Source organism: Niallia sp. FSL W8-0954 (assembly GCF_038005605.1).
GTDB classification, from domain to species: Bacteria; Bacillota; Bacilli; order Bacillales; family Cytobacillaceae; genus Niallia; species Niallia circulans_A.
In genome coordinates this window covers 4652178-4670358 of record NZ_JBBOTN010000001.1, presented here as the reverse complement: position 1 = coordinate 4670358, position 18181 = coordinate 4652178, and the positions used below count along the sequence as shown (strand labels likewise).

The window sequence follows — 18181 nt, the reverse complement described above, 5'->3', positions numbered from 1 at the left end:
CTTTATAATAATTACAATTTAGGGAGGATTTTAATAATGGGTTCATTAGCAGCAGCAATTGCAATTGGTTTAGCAGCACTAGGTGCAGGTTTAGGTAACGGATTAATCGTTTCTCGTACAGTAGAAGGGATTGCTCGTCAGCCAGAAGCAAGAGGTATGCTTCAATCAACAATGTTCATCGGGGTTGCATTCGTAGAGGCGATTCCTATCATGGCGGTTGTTATCGCATTTATGGTTCTTTAATAGAATAAGAATAATATTATTCCAGTTATGGCGAAGATCATTCGATAAGAACCTTCGCCATTCCTTTATTTAAAATCAACAATTCACATGAAAAACATGTGAAAAGCGTATTTCGATAGCTAACAAATTGTTCCTATTATTTTATAAATAAGCATATTCACCTTTTTTCCATAAGCGAATAAAGGTTTCCTGTATGTGATACAAAACACTATCTGAAAGGAGTGAATCAAGCGTGTTCACAAATGGATTAGTATTAGGTGCCGTAATGAATTTTGCGGGCGGTGATGTAATCGTTCAATTACTATCTTTCTTATTATTACTGTGGGCAATCAAAAAATTTGCATGGGGTCCTTTAATGAAAATGATGAAGGATCGTGAGGAATTTGTTGCAAATGAAATAGATAATGCAGAGAAAAGCAGACAAGAAGCTGCCAAACTATTAGAAGAACAAAGAGCATTATTAAAAGAAGCACGTAATGACGCACAAGAATTAATTGATAAAGCAAAACAACAAGCAGATGCTCAAAGAGAAACAATCATTGATGATGCAAGAAAAGATGCAGAGCGAATCAAAAATTCTGCTCTAGTAGAAATTGAACAGCAAAAAGAAAAAGCTGTTGCAACAATTCGCGATCAGGTCACTTCTCTTTCTGTTTTAATCGCTTCTAAAGTGATTGAAAAAGAATTAAATGAACAAGATCAAGAAAAGTTAATTCATGATTACATTCAAGAGGTAGGCGAGAAACGATGATGGATACAGGTGTTGCAAAGCGTTATGCTTTAGCCCTTTTCCAAATCGCCAAAGAAAACGGACAGATCGATCAGCTAGATGAAGAAGTACGAGTAGTAAGATCATTAGTCACTTCTTCACCTGATATTCATACATTTCTACAATCTCCTAATATTGCATTAGAAAAGAAAAAAGAAATGGTGAAAGTGGCATTTGCTTCTGCGAGTGAGTATATACAAAACCTTTTAATGCTATTGATTGATCGTCATCGTGAAGAGATGATTACTAGTATATGTGATCAATTTATTGCACTAGTTAATGAAGCAAAAGGGATTGCAGATGCAAAAGTATATTCCATCAAACCGTTAACTATGGATGAGAAAAGAGCTATTTCAGCTACATTCGCTGCAAAAGTGGGGAAAATATCGCTAAATATTGAAAATATCATTGATTCTAACCTATTAGGCGGAATTAAGGTGAGAATCGGTAATCAAATATATGATGGTAGTCTTCAAGGGAAGCTGAACCGTCTACAACGACAATTATTAGGATAGTAATTCTTTAGATAGGGGTGAAACGCATGAGCATCAAAGCGGAAGAAATCAGTGCTCTTATAAAAAAGCAAATTGAAAGTTACCAATCGGAAGTTCAAGTAAGTGAAGTTGGTACTGTAATTAATATTGGTGATGGTATTGCTCGTGTACATGGCCTAGATAACTGTATGGCTGGAGAGCTTGTTGAATTTTCTAATGGAGTAATGGGCTTAGCTCAAAACCTAGAAGAAAGCAATGTCGGTATCATTATTCTTGGACCTTATACAGATATTCGTGAAGGTGATGAAGTTCGTCGTACCGGAAGAATCATGGAAGTCCCAGTAGGAGATGCGCTGATTGGACGCGTAGTAAACCCTCTTGGTCAACCAGTTGATGGACTAGGTGCAATTAACACTACGAAGACTCGTCCAATTGAGTATTTAGCACCTGGTGTAATGGATCGTAAATCAGTAAGTGAGCCACTTCAAACAGGAATTAAGGCCATTGATGCACTAGTGCCGATCGGTCGTGGACAACGTGAGTTAATCATTGGTGACCGTCAAACAGGTAAAACATCTGTAGCGATCGATACGATTCTAAACCAAGCAGACCAAGATATGGTTTGTATTTATGTTGCGATTGGACAAAAGGAATCAACAGTACGTAACGCTGTAGAAACATTACGTAAAAATGGTGCATTAGATTACACAATCGTTGTAACAGCATCTGCTTCTCAACCAGCACCACTTCTATACTTAGCTCCATATGCTGGTGTAGCAATGGGTGAAGAGTTTATGTATAACGGTAAACACGTTTTAATCGTATATGATGATTTAACAAAACAAGCATCTGCTTATCGTGAACTGTCCCTATTACTTCGTCGTCCTCCAGGTCGTGAAGCATATCCAGGGGATGTATTCTACTTGCATTCACGTCTACTTGAGCGTGCCGCTAAATTGAGTGATGCAAAAGGTGGAGGGTCAATTACGGCTCTACCATTTATTGAAACACAGGCAGGAGATGTTTCTGCTTATATTCCAACAAACGTAATTTCGATTACAGATGGACAAATTTTCTTACAATCTGATCTATTTTTCTCCGGCGTACGTCCAGCGATTAATGCAGGTTTATCTGTTTCTCGTGTTGGTGGTTCTGCCCAAATCAAAGCAATGAAAAAGGTTGCTGGAACATTACGTCTTGACCTTGCATCATTCCGTGAGCTAGAGTCATTCGCTCAATTTGGCTCTGATTTAGATAAAGCGACACAAGATAAATTAAATCGTGGTGCTCGTACAGTAGAAGTATTGAAACAAGATCTTAATAAGCCATTAAAAGTTGAAAAACAAGTTGCAATTCTATATGCACTTACACGTGGTCATTTAGATGATATTCCTGTAGTGGATATTAAACGTTTCGAAGAAGAATTCTTAAATTGGTTAGATCATAATCATACAAATGTGGTAGAACATATTGTTAAAACTAAGGATCTTCCATCTGATGATGATATGAACGCAGCAATTAACGACTTCAAAAAAACGTTTGTAGCTTCTGAATAAGAAGGCAAACTTATAGATTGGTGGTGAGAATCTTTGGCATCTTTACGTGATATAAAAGCTCGTATTGACTCAACAAAAAAGACTAGCCAAATTACGAAAGCCATGCAGATGGTGTATTCGGCGAAAATGAATAGAGCGGTTATTAATGTAAAAGCATTTATTCCGTATATGTCTAAAATGGAAGAAGTGACACATTCTGTGGCTCTAGGCAGCTCAGGTGTTAGCCATCCAATGCTTCAAACACGCCCTGTTAAAAAAACAGGATATCTGGTTATTACTTCTGAACGTGGATTAGCAGGAGCATACAACAGTAACGTACTAAGAAAGCTAAATCAAACAATTAAAGAACGTCATCAATCAAAAGATGAATATGCCATAATTGTTATTGGTAGAATCGGTCGAGACTTTCTATTAAAGCAAGGACATAATGTCATTTTGGATGTAGTGGGAATTCCTGATTTACCAGATTTCCTAGATATTAGAGATGTAACAAGCAAAGCAGTAGGTATGTATGATGATGGTACTTTTGATGAACTTTATGTTTACTATAGTCATTATGTAAGTGCTATTCAGCAGGATGTGATAGAGAAGAAGGTTCTTCCGTTAACGGAAATGGATGCTTCTAATAAGACATTAACATCCTATGAATTTGAACCATCAGCAGAAGAAATTCTCGATGTTCTATTACCACAGTATGCAGAAAGTCTACTTTATGGTGCTCTGCTTGATAGTAAAGCTAGTGAGCATTCTGCACGTATGACAGCGATGAAGAATTCTACTGATAATGCGAAAGAATTAATAGACAATTTAAGTTTACAGTATAACCGTGCAAGACAAGCAGCGATTACACAAGAGATTACGGAAATCGTTGGTGGAGCTGCAGCGTTAGAATAACGATATAAATAAGTTCTGCTAGACTTAATGTTTTAGCAGAACCTGCTTTAAGAAAGTTTAGGAGGGAAATTAATGAGCACAGGACGAGTTCTTCAAGTTATGGGACCAGTTGTTGACGTGAAGTTCGATGGAGGAAGTCTACCTGACCTTAACAACGCATTACGCATTGTTCAAGGTCCAAATAGTTCTTCTAACATAGAATTAACCCTTGAAGTGGCCCTTCATTTAGGTGATAACACAGTTCGGGCTATTGCAATGTCTTCTACAGATGGCGTTACAAGAGGCGCAGAGGTATTAGATACTGGAAAATCTATTTCCGTACCTGTTGGGGATGTAACACTAGGTCGTGTATTTAATGTATTAGGAGAAACAATCGATTTAGATTCAGAAATTCCAGCAAGTGCAAGACGTGATTCTATTCACAGAGAAGCTCCTAAGTTTGAGCAATTATCAACCCAAGTAGAAATTTTAGAAACTGGTATTAAAGTGGTAGACTTATTAGCGCCGTATATTAAAGGTGGGAAAATTGGTCTATTTGGTGGAGCCGGTGTAGGTAAAACAGTTTTAATTCAGGAATTAATCAACAATATCGCGCAAGAACATGGTGGTATTTCTGTTTTTGCTGGTGTTGGGGAACGTACTCGTGAAGGAAATGACCTTTATCATGAAATGACGGATTCAGGCGTTATTAAGAAAACAGCGATGGTATTCGGACAAATGAATGAGCCGCCAGGTGCTCGTATGCGTGTTGCCTTAACAGGATTAACGATGGCTGAATATTTCCGTGATGAACAAGGACAAGATGTTCTTTTCTTCATCGATAATATTTTCCGCTTTACTCAAGCTGGTTCTGAGGTTTCCGCGTTGCTTGGCCGTATGCCATCAGCGGTTGGTTACCAGCCAACATTAGCAACTGAAATGGGTAAATTACAAGAACGTATCACATCAACAAATGTAGGTTCTGTAACTTCTATCCAAGCAATCTATGTACCAGCGGATGACTACACAGATCCAGCTCCAGCTACAACGTTTGCTCACTTGGATGCAACAACAAACCTTGAGCGTAAATTAACAGAGATGGGTATTTACCCAGCGGTAGATCCACTTGCTTCTACTTCTCGTGCCCTTTCTCCTGAAATAGTTGGGGAAGAACATTACAATGTAGCGAGAAATGTGCAATCTACACTACAGCGTTATAGAGAGCTTCAAGATATCATCAGTATCTTAGGAATGGATGAGCTAAGCGATGAAGATAAATTAGTTGTTCACCGTGCAAGAAGAATTCAATTCTTCTTATCTCAAAACTTCCACGTTGCAGAACAATTTACAGGTCAAAAAGGTTCTTACGTACCTGTAAAAGAAACGGTAAAAGGATTTAAAGATATTCTTGATGGTAAATATGATCACCTTCCAGAAGATGCATTCCGTTTAGTTGGTCGTATTGAAGAAGCAATCGAAAAAGCTAAATCTATGGGTGTAGAAGTATAAAATAATCAGGAGGGGTAGTAATGAAGACGATTAAAGTCAATGTAGTAACTCCTGATGGCCCGGTGCATGAATCAGATGTAGAAATGGTGATCGCAAAAGCAGAAAGTGGAGAACTTGGAATTTTAGCAGGCCATATTCCAATGGTTGCTCCACTTAAAATAGGAGCTGTTCATTTGAAAAATGGTTCAGATTCTGAATATATAGCGGTGAATGGTGGAATATTAGAAGTTCGCCCAGATCAGGTGACAGTACTTGCTCAATCTGCTGAATTAGCGGAAGAAATTGATTATGATCGTGCCTTACGTGCTAAGGAGCGCGCTGAACAAAGATTACATGCTCAAAAATCAGAACATGTGGACTTTAGACGTGCAGAACTTGCTCTTCAACGTGCAATGAATCGTATATCCATTGTTGAGAAAAAATACTAAAAAAGTCCCTAAGGGGACTTTTTTTAGTGGGTTAGATCTAAAGGAAAGATATAGAGCGGTAAAGTAGATGTCCTATTATTTTAAAAATTATTGGGCAGTTAAATAAGTGACACTAAGAGTAAAGCTAACACTCCGGATTGGGCATAAAAATGCAACAAACAGTCAGCGGGGAGTAGAGAAACCCACTCTGGATGAATGTTTACGTTTTTTAAGATGAAAAAAATAAAAAAATAATAACACAAAGTGAAACCTTTTTATAAGTCAATACGTCAAATAATAGTTGAAACAGAAGGGATAGATGGGAGGAAAAAATGGTAGAAGCTTTTGGACAACAGGCATTACTGAGTATTTTGATACATATCGTTTTTATCGCTCTTTCGTGGTGGGCATTACAGTCACTAAATTTTGAGAAATTCCTTCGTAAAAACAGAGTTTTTCAAGCACGAGTATTATATGTATTATTAGCCATTATAATGGGATCGATTGTCAGTAATTTTTTACTCGACTATTTAGTTTGGTCTCAACAATTACCATTAATATTGAAGTAATTACCAAAATAAGAAATAATTAATTACAAAGATAGGTCTTCATACATGTTTTCATTCGTTCGTTTTTTAAGTAAAATTCATTTTGTGTGCTTAAATAGTTTGTTCATTGATTAACGTTTTATTCATGTCAAAAAGTGACGATTAATCATTAGTATGCAATTCTTCTCCTTGGAAACAATGGTAGTATGGGGGAGGAATAACAATGAAAATAAATAAAACGTTAATTATAATAACAATATTAATTGGTTTGGCTTGTCTTACAATTGGGAATAACATCACTATCGCGAGAACGAAGTCTGACTTAATAACTATAAATGAAATTTTACAAAAACAAGAAAATGTAACGATTAATGAATGGTCTCTGCATGCAAGAGAAAGACTGGAAAATGTTACAAGCATTGAAGATGCAAAAGCATATCAGTCGGAGTTAAAAACAGTTTTCCCAAATGGTGATTGGGTGGAAACGAAAAATCATCAGAGCTGGCAAGCAAAGATGGTCTTGAAATCCAGTGGCCAAACAGAAGAAAGTATAATCTTAACCACTTCTTTAACAACTGATAACGTCCAATCATATATTATGTATGAGGTGAGAGGAAAGAAGTTAGCGGACAAAGAAATGAAAAGGTTAGATATGGAAATTAATAAAAAAATTTCTGACATATTTCGAGGAAAACCAACAATTTTCTCTTGTATTAAAGGCGAATTCAGTGATAAGATGAATGAGACTTTGCCTTATAAAGTTAACCATTTGCTAGATGCATTTCAGGCAAAAAAAGTAGAGGCGTTGGAAGAGGATGATTTTATATCCACCTCCGCATATACGCCGTTATTTGAAGAACGAATTGATAATAGCGAAAAGGAAATGAATGTACAAATAGGACTAAGAACACAAGATATGGGAGGAAAAACTACCTTCGTAGTTGGCACACCCATCATAACGATTGAATATTAATATAGAGATATTGGACGCGGAGGGGAATAGACTTTGGATAAAATCATCGTCCGCGGCGGAAAAAGGTTGAATGGAACGGTTAAAGTAGAAGGCGCAAAAAATGCCGTTTTGCCTGTGATCGCCGCTACATTATTAGCAAGTGATGGAAAAAGTATAATTAAATCAGTTCCGACTCTTTCAGATGTATATACGATTAATGAAGTATTGCGATATTTAAATGCAGAAGTACATTTTGAAAACGGAGAAGTAACTGTAGATGCATCAAGCGATTTAAGCGTAGAAGCGCCATTTGAGTACGTAAGAAAAATGCGCGCATCTGTTTTAGTAATGGGTTCTTTGTTAGCAAGAAATGGTCATGCAAGAGTAGCATTACCTGGTGGCTGTGCAATTGGTTCAAGACCAATTGACCAACATCTAAAAGGTTTTGAAGCAATGGGAGCAAAGGTTCAGGTTGGAAATGGATTTATTGAAGCTTCCGTAGATGGACGTTTAAAAGGTGCGAAAATCTATCTTGATTTCCCAAGTGTTGGTGCTACGGAAAATATCATGATGGCTGCTTCTTTAGCAGAAGGTACGACTATTATTGAAAACGTGGCAAAAGAACCTGAAATTGTCGACTTAGCAAACTTCCTAAATAAAATGGGCGCAACAGTAAGAGGTGCAGGTACAGGAACTATTCGTATTGAAGGTGTAGAAGTACTGCATGGCACAGAACATACGATTATTCCGGATAGAATTGAAGCAGGCACATTCTTAATTGCTGCTGCTATTACGAATGGAAATGTCCTTGTACAGGGTGCTGTTCCAGAACATTTATCATCCTTGATTGCCAAAATGGAAGAAATGGGTGTTGTTTTCAAAGAAGAAGAAGACGGTATCCGTGTGATTAGTGCAGAAAATTTAAAAGCTGTAGATATCAAAACAATGCCTCATCCAGGATTTCCAACAGATATGCAATCTCAAATGATGGCATTACTTCTTCGTGCAAAGGGAACTAGTATGATTACAGAAACTGTTTTTGAAAACCGTTTTATGCATGTAGAAGAATTTAGACGTATGAATGGCGACGTGAAAATTGAAGGTCGTTCTGTTGTTATGAATGGACCAACTAATCTTCAAGGCGCAGAAGTAGCTGCTACTGATTTACGTGCTGCAGCTGCCTTAATATTGTCTGGACTTGTTGCAGACGGTATTACACGCGTTACAGAGCTTAAGCATTTAGATCGTGGCTATGTTAATTTCCACGAAAAATTAGCTGCATTAGGCGCTGATATTGAAAGAATTACTGAAGAAAGTGAATTAACGTTAACAGCAAGCTATGTTGCAGATTTAAATGCATAATATATTAAGCAAACTTTATTTATCGATTTCATTCCGATAGATAAAGTTTGTTTTTTTATGGGCAAAATTATACATAATATGAAAAATATTTTAGAAGTTCAATGAAGGCTCAAAATGTGTTTAGGTATGTGCCATAATTTTATTAAAGGGCTGTTATATAATAGAGGGAAATGCAGAAGATGTTTAAATAACAGGATTGCTAAAATAGTATGCAAAACCGAAATATTTAGAACCATAAATTAAGGGTATTTCTCTAGAAAAAAGAAGGAATAAAAGCTTGTCCATTCCCATAAGAATGTTTTAGAGACAGTTAAGAAGGTCTTATTTCTATCTTATGGAGGCTTTATTCATGATTAAAATCAAACCTTTCATCGTACTAGGAGTCATTCTGTTTGTTATTACTTTACTTGTTCCTACCATCCTTGTTCTCCCCTCTATTCAGGATAAAAAGGAAGAGGTAAAGAGTCATATACCACCTGCAGAAAAGCCAGAGCCTGCTATTGAAGTAGCTGTATATCGTGAAAATAAACAAGAAGTAGAGACATTAGACTTAGAAGAATATGTAGTTGGAGTTGTTGCATCAGAAATGCCAGCGAAATTTGAAAAAGAAGCATTAAAAGCACAAGCCTTAACAGCTAGAACATATATTGTAAAAAGAATGATGAATCAAGAGAAAACAAATCTGCCAGAGGGAGCTTTAGTTGGCGATACAATTAACTATCAAGTGTATAATAATCGCGATGAATTAAAGAAAATTTGGGAAAACGATGGGTTGGACTGGAAAAAGAATATGGCTAAGATAGAAGAGGCTGTAGCGGCTACAAAAGGGCAAATTTTAACGTATGAGGGTACTCCTATTGATGCCACCTTTTTTTCTACAAGCAACGGATACACGGAAAATTCAGATGATGTCTGGGCTAATTCGATCTCCTATTTACAAAGCGTGAAAAGCCCCTGGGATGTCAATTCGCCGAAATTCAAAGGGGAAGTGACCATACCAGTAAAGGACTTGGAGAAGAGCTTAGGCGTTACGCTGACAGCCGATAGGGAGGTATTAGAAGACGTTAAATATACAAAAGGAAAACGAATTGCAAGTGCCAAGATTAATGGAAAAAAAATATCAGGAACAGACATTAGAGAAAAGTTAAAATTAAAATCAACGGACTTTACAATGGAACGAAAGGGAAATACCGTTTATATTACTACAAAAGGATACGGTCACGGTGTCGGCATGAGCCAATATGGGGCAAACGGAATGGCCGCAAATGGGAAAAACTACGAAGAAATCGTAAAATACTATTATAAAGGGGTAGATGTAACAGCATCTGATGATATGCTAGCGAAATATACAGCCCAGAAATAAGGAAATCAGCCAAAGCAGTGGGAGAATCAGCCAAAGCAGCGGAGAAATCAGCCAAAGCGGCGGAGAAATCAGCCAAAGCGAGGGAGGAATCAGCCAAAGCAGCGGAGAAATCAGCCAAAGTAGCTGGAGAATCAGCCAAAGCATTAATTACAGATTCATCTTACAGCTCAATCCCATAACTTCCCCACTTTAAAAAGCAAGTCTTCTTCAAGAAGGCTTGCTTTTTTGCGTTCTTCATTCAGCTAATAATTAAAATTTTCGTTTCTATGTATAAACTCTAGAACTTTGTCGAAAAATAAGTCCAAAAAATTTTTTTAGCATGTAGGTATATATTTATCATTATCTGTTCAGAATGATTGCTGAGGTGATGATAAAATGAGAGAGGAAGAAAACAAACGTACTTCTCCAAAGTCAAAAGTAAAAAGCTTTTTTAAAAAGCGTTGGGCATTTCCAGCCATTTATATCGCAAGTGCAGCTATTATTCTAACAGGTGTCCTTTGGTATCAAAATAGCGCATCAGAAACAGATAAGTATAAATATGATAACGCTGATATGCCAACAAAACAAACAGATGAACCTGCAGAACCAGTTGCAAAAGAATTTGAGAACTTTGCATGGCCAGTAGTTGATGAAGAGTCTTTCATTACACAAAAAGAGTTCTATGATAATACGGCTAGTAAAGAAAAACAAGCTGAATCCTTAGTATTCTACAATAATCAATATCAGCCAAACACAGGTATTGATTTGAAAATGGAAGATGACAGCGAATTTGAAGTAGTAGCTGCTCTAAGTGGAACCGTTACAAAAGTTGCGGAGGATTCTCTATTAGGGAATACAATTGAAATTGATCATGACAATGGGATTAAAACATATTATCAATCTGTGAAGGATTTCCAAGTGGAAGAAGGCGCTGAAGTCAAGAAAGGCCAACCATTAGCAACTGCTGGAAAAAGTAAGTTGAATCAAGAAGCAGGTGTTCATGTACACTTTGAAGTAAGAAAAGATAATGTAGCTGTGAACCCTATTGATTATTTTGGTAAACCGTTAAGTGCTTTACAAAGTGATGATACTTCTGGTGCTACTTCTGAAAACGGATCAGCAGTAGAAGAATCAAGCAATTCCGATGAAGAAATGCCGACAGATAACAATTTAAAAAATGGAACAAACGCTAATCAGGATGAAGATTCAGAAGGATCTACATCCACAGATCCGAACGCTTAATAACTAGAGGTTGCTATAAGTAGTTTTTACAAAGCATAAAATAATATTATGCGAGTGATAGCTGCTTTATGGCAACCTTTATGTATTCTCGAAAGAAGTATTTTATGGATGGGAAATGTCGAAAATAATAAGTAAATAGAAAAAATTCTCATCTAGACATCTCTATTTATGTCCACGAATAGTCCACTAAAGGCAAGAAAAATAATGACTCAAAATATTAATAAGCAAAAAGTATTAGTATAATTTAACTATAAGTTAGAGACGCAAATGAAAAATTGTCACTTACGAGCGGAAAATGACAAATTTCTCGGGAAATATTTAACCTCCAAACAGTGAAAACGATAGATATTTCACCAAAAATAACAGATGTAAAACCGTACATCAGCAATTTCCTCTTTGCAAAATATAATTCCTATCAATTGTTTCACATAAGACTTAGCCATTTAATTCAAAAAAAACAAGTAAATATAGAAAAAAACAGATAAACCTTGTCCCTATTCATATTTTTCTGCATAAAGTCTTACCCAAGCTAATAAAATGTTACAAACCTTACAAAGCGGAAGTTTGGAGTGAGGGGTCGTTTGAAGACAGTGGATATGTAGTTGAGGACATGTTTAATCCCTATAACAACAGAAAGGTTTTAACTTTCTGCCGCATGAAGAAAAGTATTATGCAGGAAAGGAAACGTGCGGGATGAAGAATTTCGATGAAGCGAAAAGCGAGTCTCATTTCACACTTCTCACATCCAATTTAGGGAGGGCGAGTGGTGTGCACGATTACATCAAAGAGAGAACTATCAAGATTGGAAAGTATATCGTGGAGACGAGAAAAACGGTTCGCGTAATAGCGAAGGAGTTTGGCGTATCCAAAAGTACAGTCCATAAAGATTTAACAGAAAGACTTCCTGAAATTAACCCAGATTTAGCAAATGAAGTGAAAGAGATCCTTGATTATCATAAATCTATTCGACATCTACGCGGTGGGGAAGCAACAAAAATGAAGTATAAAAAGGAAGAGCTTGAAGGGGAAACTGTACAGTAAGAAATTCCAGGGTAATTCTTTATTATGACGACATTAATTATATAGAAAAAGTATCGATAGGAAGTTACCCTGGAAATATTTAAAACAGAAAGGGAAGTTTAGAAAAATGGAGTTTCAACAGTCTATCGGTGGAGGTGCCTCCATCGATAGAGAAAAAGAATGAGTATAAAAAGCAACTCATTTTGGAATGCTGATAAAGGGTACATAATAGCTTTAAGGACCTTGGAAGCAATGTCCTTTTTCTTTTTTGAAAAAAAGAGGATTATTTTGTGAAAAAAAACTCATTTTTTTTACAAAAAGTTACTTATTTCGTTATCTTATGATAAAATAAAAAATTAGAGTGGTTTAAATAGATAGAGAAAAAAACATACAAATTTTAACCTGAAAACATACATAATTCACTTTACAAAAGAATGAAAATGGTTGATTTAATATAGAGCGATAAGAAAGACATATTTAAGCGATGTAAATATTTAGTGGCATTTAAAAAGGTGCTATAACTGTGTGAATGAAAGGTATTCTTAGGAATGTTTTTCATTTAACTACATTTAATGAAACTTAAATATGAGGATGTCGTTACATATAGTGTGGAAGCCAGCTCTTTGTCTCTATAAGGAAAATGAAATTATAAAATGAACAAACGAAAAAAATGGAAAAGCTAAAGGCGAAGGAGGAGCATATATAATGTTTGCTAGAGATATTGGTATCGATTTAGGAACAGCAAATGTTCTCATTCATGTAAAAGGAAAAGGGATTGTATTAAATGAGCCTTCTGTTGTGGCATTAGATCGCAATACAGGCAGAGTATTAGCGGTAGGAGAAGAAGCTCGTCGTATGGTCGGACGTACGCCAGGAAATATTGTTGCTATTCGCCCATTAAAGGACGGTGTTATCGCTGATTTTGATGTAACAGAAGCGATGCTAAAGCATTTCATTAATAAATTGAACGTAAAAGGATTTCTTTCAAAGCCAAGAATTCTTATTTGTTGTCCTACAAATATTACTAGTGTGGAACAAAAAGCAATTAAAGAAGCAGCGGAAAAGAGCGGTGGAAAGAAAATCTATTTAGAAGAAGAACCAAAGGTTGCAGCGATCGGTGCAGGAATGGATATTTTCCAACCAAGTGGAAATATGGTTGTTGATATTGGTGGCGGTACTACAGATGTAGCAGTGTTATCAATGGGTGATATCGTTACTTCTTCTAGTATTAAAATGGCTGGAGATAAATTTGATAATGAAATTCTACAATATATTAAACGAAGATATAAGCTGTTAATTGGAGAACGGACGGCAGAGAATATAAAAATTAATATTGGAACTGTTTTTCCAGGTTCTCGAAAAGAAGAAATGGATATTCGCGGTCGTGACATGGTTTCTGGTCTTCCAAGAACCATTACGGTACATTCAGAGGAAATTGAGCAAGCATTAAGAGAGTCCGTATCTATTATTGTACAAGCTGCTAAAAGTGTCTTAGAAAGAACACCGCCTGAGCTTTCTGCTGATATCATTGATCGTGGAGTTATCTTAACTGGTGGTGGAGCATTGCTGCACGGGATTGACTTACTATTAGCGGATGAGTTGAAGGTTCCCGTATTAGTAGCTGAAAATCCAATGGATTGTGTAGCAATCGGGACAGGAATAATGTTAGATAATATTGATCGTCTTCCCAAAAGAAAATTAGGCTAAAAAATGGGGGGTGCATAAACAAGTGAAAAATACTTGTTTATGCATAGGAAAATGAAATCTATTTATTTCATACCCGTTTGAATAAGTCTTAAACATAAAAAATCGGAATGGAAAAATTTCTTTTTCTTTTTCCGATTTTTTATTTTGCCATTTCTGTTTTTCTCAGTGGCGATAAGATTCTTCCTCCTTTATCTTCCAGTAGATTGTTCTTATGAATAGCCGATATAATAAATGATAAATATAATGAACATTTTTAGACTTTTTTCAACAAAATTTAATGTAATCTTTTGATATTTTTTTTATAATAGAATATATATGCTTGAATCGAAATCTTTGTATAGATAGGAGACAGTTATGTTTAAAGGGTTCTATACAGCAGCTTCTGGTATGTTTGCTCAGCAACGCAAAACCGAAATGCTTTCTAATAATATGGCCAATAGTACGACACCGGGTTTTAAGGCAGACAAATCATCCATGAGAGCTTTTCCTGAATTATTACAGCAAAGTGTTAGGAAAAATGCGGTTGGTGCGATAGAAAAGCAGCAAGTAGGCTATTTAGCAACAGGAGTCTATATGCAAGAAGCAATACCGAAGTTTACTCAGGGTGATCTTAATCAAACAGGATTAAAGACAGATTTAGCGATCTTAAACGCGAATGTTCCAGGGAATGGAACGAATGCTGGCGGCGGATTATTTTTTACAGTACAAAATGATAATGGAGTTGCCTATTCAAGAAACGGAAATTTTACATTAGATGGCCAAGGGTATTTAACTACTTCTAGTGGTGCTTACGTTTTAGATGAAAATAACGAACGAATTCAGCTTACAAGCACGGATTTTTCTGTTACATCTGATGGAGTGCTTACAAGCAGTAATGGAGAAGCGTATCGTCTTGGAATAAGTTATACAGATTCACCAGAACAACTCGTAAAAGAGGGTGATGGTTTGTATCGAGCACAAGATGGAGCCACTTTACAAAGTGCATATGCAAATAACCAAGTTACCTTTCAAATCAATCAAGGCTTTTTAGAGAATTCTAATGTTGATACAGCGCAGACAATGACAGATATGATGACTGCTTATCGAGCATTTGAAGCTAATCAGAAAATATTGCAGGCTTATGATAAGAGTATGGATCAAGCCGCAAATGAAATTGGTAAGCTATAAGAATGATTTAGATAGTAGTAAAGGGGGGAATCGCTATGAATAGAACGATGATAACGGCTAGTAATACTTTAACACAGCTGCAAAAGCAAATGGATCTTATTAGTAATAATATGGCTAATGTAGATACTACAGGCTATAAAAGACAAAATGGGACGTTTACAGATATGCTTTATCAGCAATTTAATAATCAAAAGGATGAAACACAAGAAGTCAATCGTCAGACGCCAAACGGAATTAGGCAAGGCGTAGGCGCTAAAATGGCTCAAACACAATTAGTGATGACACAAGGAACGATTAAAGCAACTGATCGCGTTTTAGATACAGCACTGACGAAAGAAGGACAATTATACAGAGTATTGGTGCAAGACGGAGGAACTTCCGAAATGCGTTATACGAGAGATGGAGCGATGTATTTATCACCTGTATCTAATAATGAGAACATGCTGGTTACGAAAGAAGGCCATGCTATCCTTGATGAGAATAATAACCCAATTTTATTAAATAATAATGTTAAAGAATATGCTTTTTCACCAACCGGATCTTTAACAGTTAAATTGGATAATGGCGGTCAGGAAACCTTTAATCTTGGCATATCGTATGCTAATAATCCACAAAGCCTTGAAAAAACAGGGGAGAACTTATATCGACTCTCTGACACTGCTGATGAAAATCAAGTGATGGTTGATTTGAATGGCGGCAGAAGAAATGAAATCGCAATGAAACAGAATGCATTAGAACAATCTAATGTGGATATAAGCAAAGAAATGGTCAATCTGATTGCTACACAGCGCTCCTATCAATTTCAGTCCAGATCCATCTCTTTAGCAGATCAGATGATGGGATTAGTGAATGGAATACGTTAAAAAGGAGAAAAGTGATGGCATTAAATAGCAGTAGTCAAGAAATGGTTAAGACAAGAGAACAGGTTAAAGAAGATCAAAAAGAGAAGAATAATCCAGAAGAGAAAACTTCTCCTAAGCAGAAGATTAGAGTTCGTCTGTTTCCTATATGGCTACGTATTGTTGTCATTCTTTTAGTACTGGCTGTAAGTGTTCTAGCTGGAGCCGTTGTCGGTTATAGTGTTATGGGAAACGGAAAAGCAACGGATACCTTTAAAAAAGAAACCTGGACGCATATTGTCAATTTAATAAATGAAGAGTAATTAAGAGAGGAATTTGTAAAAATAATTACAGATTCCTTTTTTGGTGATGTGCTGGAATGATCAAGTTAATGTAATAACTGTTCAGGATGTTAGATAAAATAACTATTTTGAAAAACATCTTAAAAAAGGAAGGGATATCCCTTCCTTTTTTATAGCTTTTTTTAGTACAATATAATATAACCACATATTAGTAGGAGGTCACAAAATGTTAGATATTAATCAAATTAAAGAAATTATTCCGCATCGATATCCATTTTTATTAGTAGATAGAATTTTAGAAGTGGAAGAAGGTAAAAAAGCTGTAGGAATCAAAAATGTATCGGCAAATGAAGAATATTTTAATGGTCATTTCCCTGAATACCCAGTTATGCCAGGTGTATTAATTGTAGAAGCTTTAGCACAAGTAGGAGCGGTTGCCATGTTGATCAAGGAAGAGAATAAAGGAAGATTAGCTTTCTTTGCTGGAGTGGATAACTGTCGCTTTAAAAAGCAAGTGTTTCCAGGGGATCAGCTGCGATTAGAAGTAGAAATGACGAGATTACGTGGCAACTTTGGAAAGGGAAAATGTGTAGCCACTGTTGACGGAGAAATTGCATGTGAAGCAGAAATTATGTTTGCTCTTGGAGATAAGAAAGAAGCATAAAAAGGTAGAAAGAAGAGGTGTCTGTATAACGAGGAGCTTCTTCTTTTTTTCATTCAAACATTGTTTATTATTGGAATTGAATATTAAGGCGTAATAATTTTCTTTTCTTGGATAACCTAATAACTGACCAAATAATTGGTCATGAATGATACTTATCAAGAAAAGGGGTATAACGAATGACTAAATGGATGAAGTTATTAGGAGTTTCAGCATTATCTGCTATGCTGTTAACTGCTTGTGGTAACAATGATGATAATCAAAGTCCTCCACCGGATGATGATACCACAGTCGAAGATAAAGATCTAGATACGAATGACGTTGTTCCAGACAGAGGTACTGATTTGGATAATGACAACGAATCAGATGTACCAGATGAAAATAGAGATGATGATCTAGATCCAACAAAGGATGATAATGATCCTGGTGAAGACATGATCGAAGATAAAGATGATATGAATGACAAAGACGATTTAGATCGATAAAAAGTCTATTTGTTCAGAATCTCAAGGTTATTTTGGACCTTGAGATTCGTCTATTCTATAACCTACAACTTCTTCTCCAAAAACGTTTGTGGTTTACTTTGCATCAGCTCAGTAAATTTATTCGATAGCTTTTTCCCTTCATAGCCTTCTTCGATTAGATATTGGAGCAATAGCTCTGCATAGTCTTTTCTGTCTCTTTTTAATGTTCCTTCTAATAGAATGCTTGCTTTATCGCCAAAATTTTGGATAGAAAGAATGGTTACTTCAAAAGGAGCGGGATCATTTTCTTTTTTTGAAATAACAGCTTGAACAAGCAACTCTTCCTTCTTCTGAAATGCTTCATCAAGAAAAGCAATAGCAGCTAATTCTGTATAAACTTCAATTAGCCAATGATTAAAATCATCTTCTTTATTTATAATCAATCCATCAATCAATTTAATCGGTATTAGCTTTTCCTTCGTCAGGATCTGTAAGGAAATTAATTTAAACGTTTTCACAATAATCCCTCCCCAGGCAAATTCTTCATTTCTTTTATTATACCTTACCTTCATGAATTATCTAAGCTCTCGAATGCTCTGATTGAAAAATAAGTGAATATAATTTTATTTCGTATAGTACAAAAATGTTTTCCCTGCTCCATCTGAAAAGAATCTCTTTAAAAATTATATTAATAAAAGTTTGTTCAATATTGTTCACTATTTAT

At 35.9% G+C, this 18181-nt stretch carries 21 protein-coding genes; 20 read left to right on the top strand and 1 reads right to left on the bottom strand.

What is annotated here, in order from left to right:
* The first annotated feature begins 36 nt into the window (after positions 1–36).
* The 20 genes from atpE (at position 37) to NX902_RS22695 (ending at position 17478) form a co-directional block, all read left to right on the top strand.
* A complete protein-coding gene (gene atpE, locus NX902_RS22790; protein ID WP_016204791.1) occupies positions 37–243 on the top strand; it encodes a F0F1 ATP synthase subunit C in 207 nt (68 codons plus the stop codon).
* Positions 244–475: 232 nt separating this feature from the next.
* Positions 476–994: a F0F1 ATP synthase subunit B gene (atpF, locus tag NX902_RS22785; RefSeq protein ID WP_095329586.1), complete on the top strand. Its 519-nt coding sequence runs from the start codon at positions 476–478 to the stop codon at positions 992–994.
* Positions 991–1527, top strand: coding sequence for a F0F1 ATP synthase subunit delta (locus NX902_RS22780; RefSeq protein ID WP_095329587.1), 537 nt, complete (start codon positions 991–993; stop codon positions 1525–1527). Before atpF ends, NX902_RS22780 begins: the two co-directional genes overlap by 4 nt.
* A 26-nt stretch (positions 1528–1553) precedes the next feature.
* On the top strand, positions 1554–3062 hold the full coding sequence (atpA, locus tag NX902_RS22775; RefSeq protein WP_095329588.1) for a F0F1 ATP synthase subunit alpha: 1509 nt from the start codon (positions 1554–1556) through the stop codon (positions 3060–3062).
* Between the two features lie 33 nt (positions 3063–3095).
* Positions 3096–3956: an ATP synthase F1 subunit gamma gene (atpG, locus tag NX902_RS22770; RefSeq protein ID WP_095329589.1), complete on the top strand. Its 861-nt coding sequence runs from the start codon at positions 3096–3098 to the stop codon at positions 3954–3956.
* 72 nt (positions 3957–4028) lie between these two features.
* Complete coding sequence (atpD, locus tag NX902_RS22765) at positions 4029–5444, top strand: F0F1 ATP synthase subunit beta (RefSeq protein ID WP_095329590.1); 1416 nt, start codon at positions 4029–4031, stop codon at positions 5442–5444.
* A gap of 20 nt (positions 5445–5464) precedes the next feature.
* The gene (locus tag NX902_RS22760) at positions 5465–5872 is read left to right on the top strand and encodes a F0F1 ATP synthase subunit epsilon (protein ID WP_047940726.1); all 408 of its coding nucleotides are present in this window, start codon (positions 5465–5467) and stop codon (positions 5870–5872) included.
* Between the two features lie 311 nt (positions 5873–6183).
* Positions 6184–6420: a DUF1146 family protein gene (locus NX902_RS22755; protein ID WP_047945077.1), complete on the top strand. Its 237-nt coding sequence runs from the start codon at positions 6184–6186 to the stop codon at positions 6418–6420.
* A gap of 202 nt (positions 6421–6622) precedes the next feature.
* A complete protein-coding gene (locus NX902_RS22750; protein ID WP_095329592.1) occupies positions 6623–7372 on the top strand; it encodes a YwmB family TATA-box binding protein in 750 nt (249 codons plus the stop codon).
* A gap of 33 nt (positions 7373–7405) precedes the next feature.
* Entirely contained in the window at positions 7406–8713 is a 1308-nt protein-coding gene (gene murA, locus NX902_RS22745) for a UDP-N-acetylglucosamine 1-carboxyvinyltransferase (RefSeq protein ID WP_123258487.1), read from the top strand.
* A 349-nt stretch (positions 8714–9062) separates the two neighbouring features.
* On the top strand, positions 9063–10076 hold the full coding sequence (spoIID, locus tag NX902_RS22740; RefSeq protein WP_163187493.1) for a stage II sporulation protein D: 1014 nt from the start codon (positions 9063–9065) through the stop codon (positions 10074–10076).
* A gap of 17 nt (positions 10077–10093) precedes the next feature.
* Positions 10094–10255 (top strand): hypothetical protein, encoded by a 162-nt coding sequence (locus NX902_RS22735; protein WP_171510163.1) that lies wholly within the window; start codon positions 10094–10096, stop codon positions 10253–10255.
* Positions 10256–10451: 196 nt separating this feature from the next.
* Positions 10452–11297, top strand: a complete 846-nt coding sequence (locus NX902_RS22730) for a M23 family metallopeptidase (protein WP_095329596.1) — start codon at positions 10452–10454, stop codon at positions 11295–11297.
* A gap of 768 nt (positions 11298–12065) precedes the next feature.
* Positions 12066–12338 carry a sporulation transcriptional regulator SpoIIID gene (gene spoIIID / locus NX902_RS22725; protein WP_016204804.1) on the top strand — a complete coding sequence of 91 codons (273 nt, stop codon included), beginning with the start codon at positions 12066–12068 and terminating at the stop codon, positions 12336–12338.
* Positions 12339–13022: 684 nt separating this feature from the next.
* The gene (locus NX902_RS22720) at positions 13023–14024 is read left to right on the top strand and encodes a rod shape-determining protein (protein ID WP_095329597.1); all 1002 of its coding nucleotides are present in this window, start codon (positions 13023–13025) and stop codon (positions 14022–14024) included.
* A 354-nt stretch (positions 14025–14378) separates the two neighbouring features.
* On the top strand, positions 14379–15191 hold the full coding sequence (locus NX902_RS22715; RefSeq protein WP_341161029.1) for a flagellar hook-basal body protein: 813 nt from the start codon (positions 14379–14381) through the stop codon (positions 15189–15191).
* Between the two features lie 35 nt (positions 15192–15226).
* Complete coding sequence (locus NX902_RS22710) at positions 15227–16054, top strand: flagellar hook-basal body protein (RefSeq protein WP_123258485.1); 828 nt, start codon at positions 15227–15229, stop codon at positions 16052–16054.
* A 14-nt stretch (positions 16055–16068) separates the two neighbouring features.
* Positions 16069–16353, top strand: a complete 285-nt coding sequence (locus NX902_RS22705; protein WP_095329600.1) for a DNA-directed RNA polymerase subunit beta — start codon at positions 16069–16071, stop codon at positions 16351–16353.
* 205 nt (positions 16354–16558) lie between these two features.
* A complete protein-coding gene (gene fabZ / locus NX902_RS22700; RefSeq protein ID WP_047942697.1) occupies positions 16559–16996 on the top strand; it encodes a 3-hydroxyacyl-ACP dehydratase FabZ in 438 nt (145 codons plus the stop codon).
* Positions 16997–17172: 176 nt separating this feature from the next.
* Entirely contained in the window at positions 17173–17478 is a 306-nt protein-coding gene (locus tag NX902_RS22695) for a hypothetical protein (protein WP_095329601.1), read from the top strand.
* A 62-nt stretch (positions 17479–17540) separates the two neighbouring features.
* Here the strand turns inward: NX902_RS22695 and NX902_RS22690 are convergent, their stop codons facing one another.
* Positions 17541–17975 carry a YwpF family protein gene (locus NX902_RS22690; protein ID WP_095329604.1) on the bottom strand — a complete coding sequence of 145 codons (435 nt, stop codon included), beginning with the start codon at positions 17973–17975 and terminating at the stop codon, positions 17541–17543.
* Positions 17976–18181: the final 206 nt, after the last annotated feature.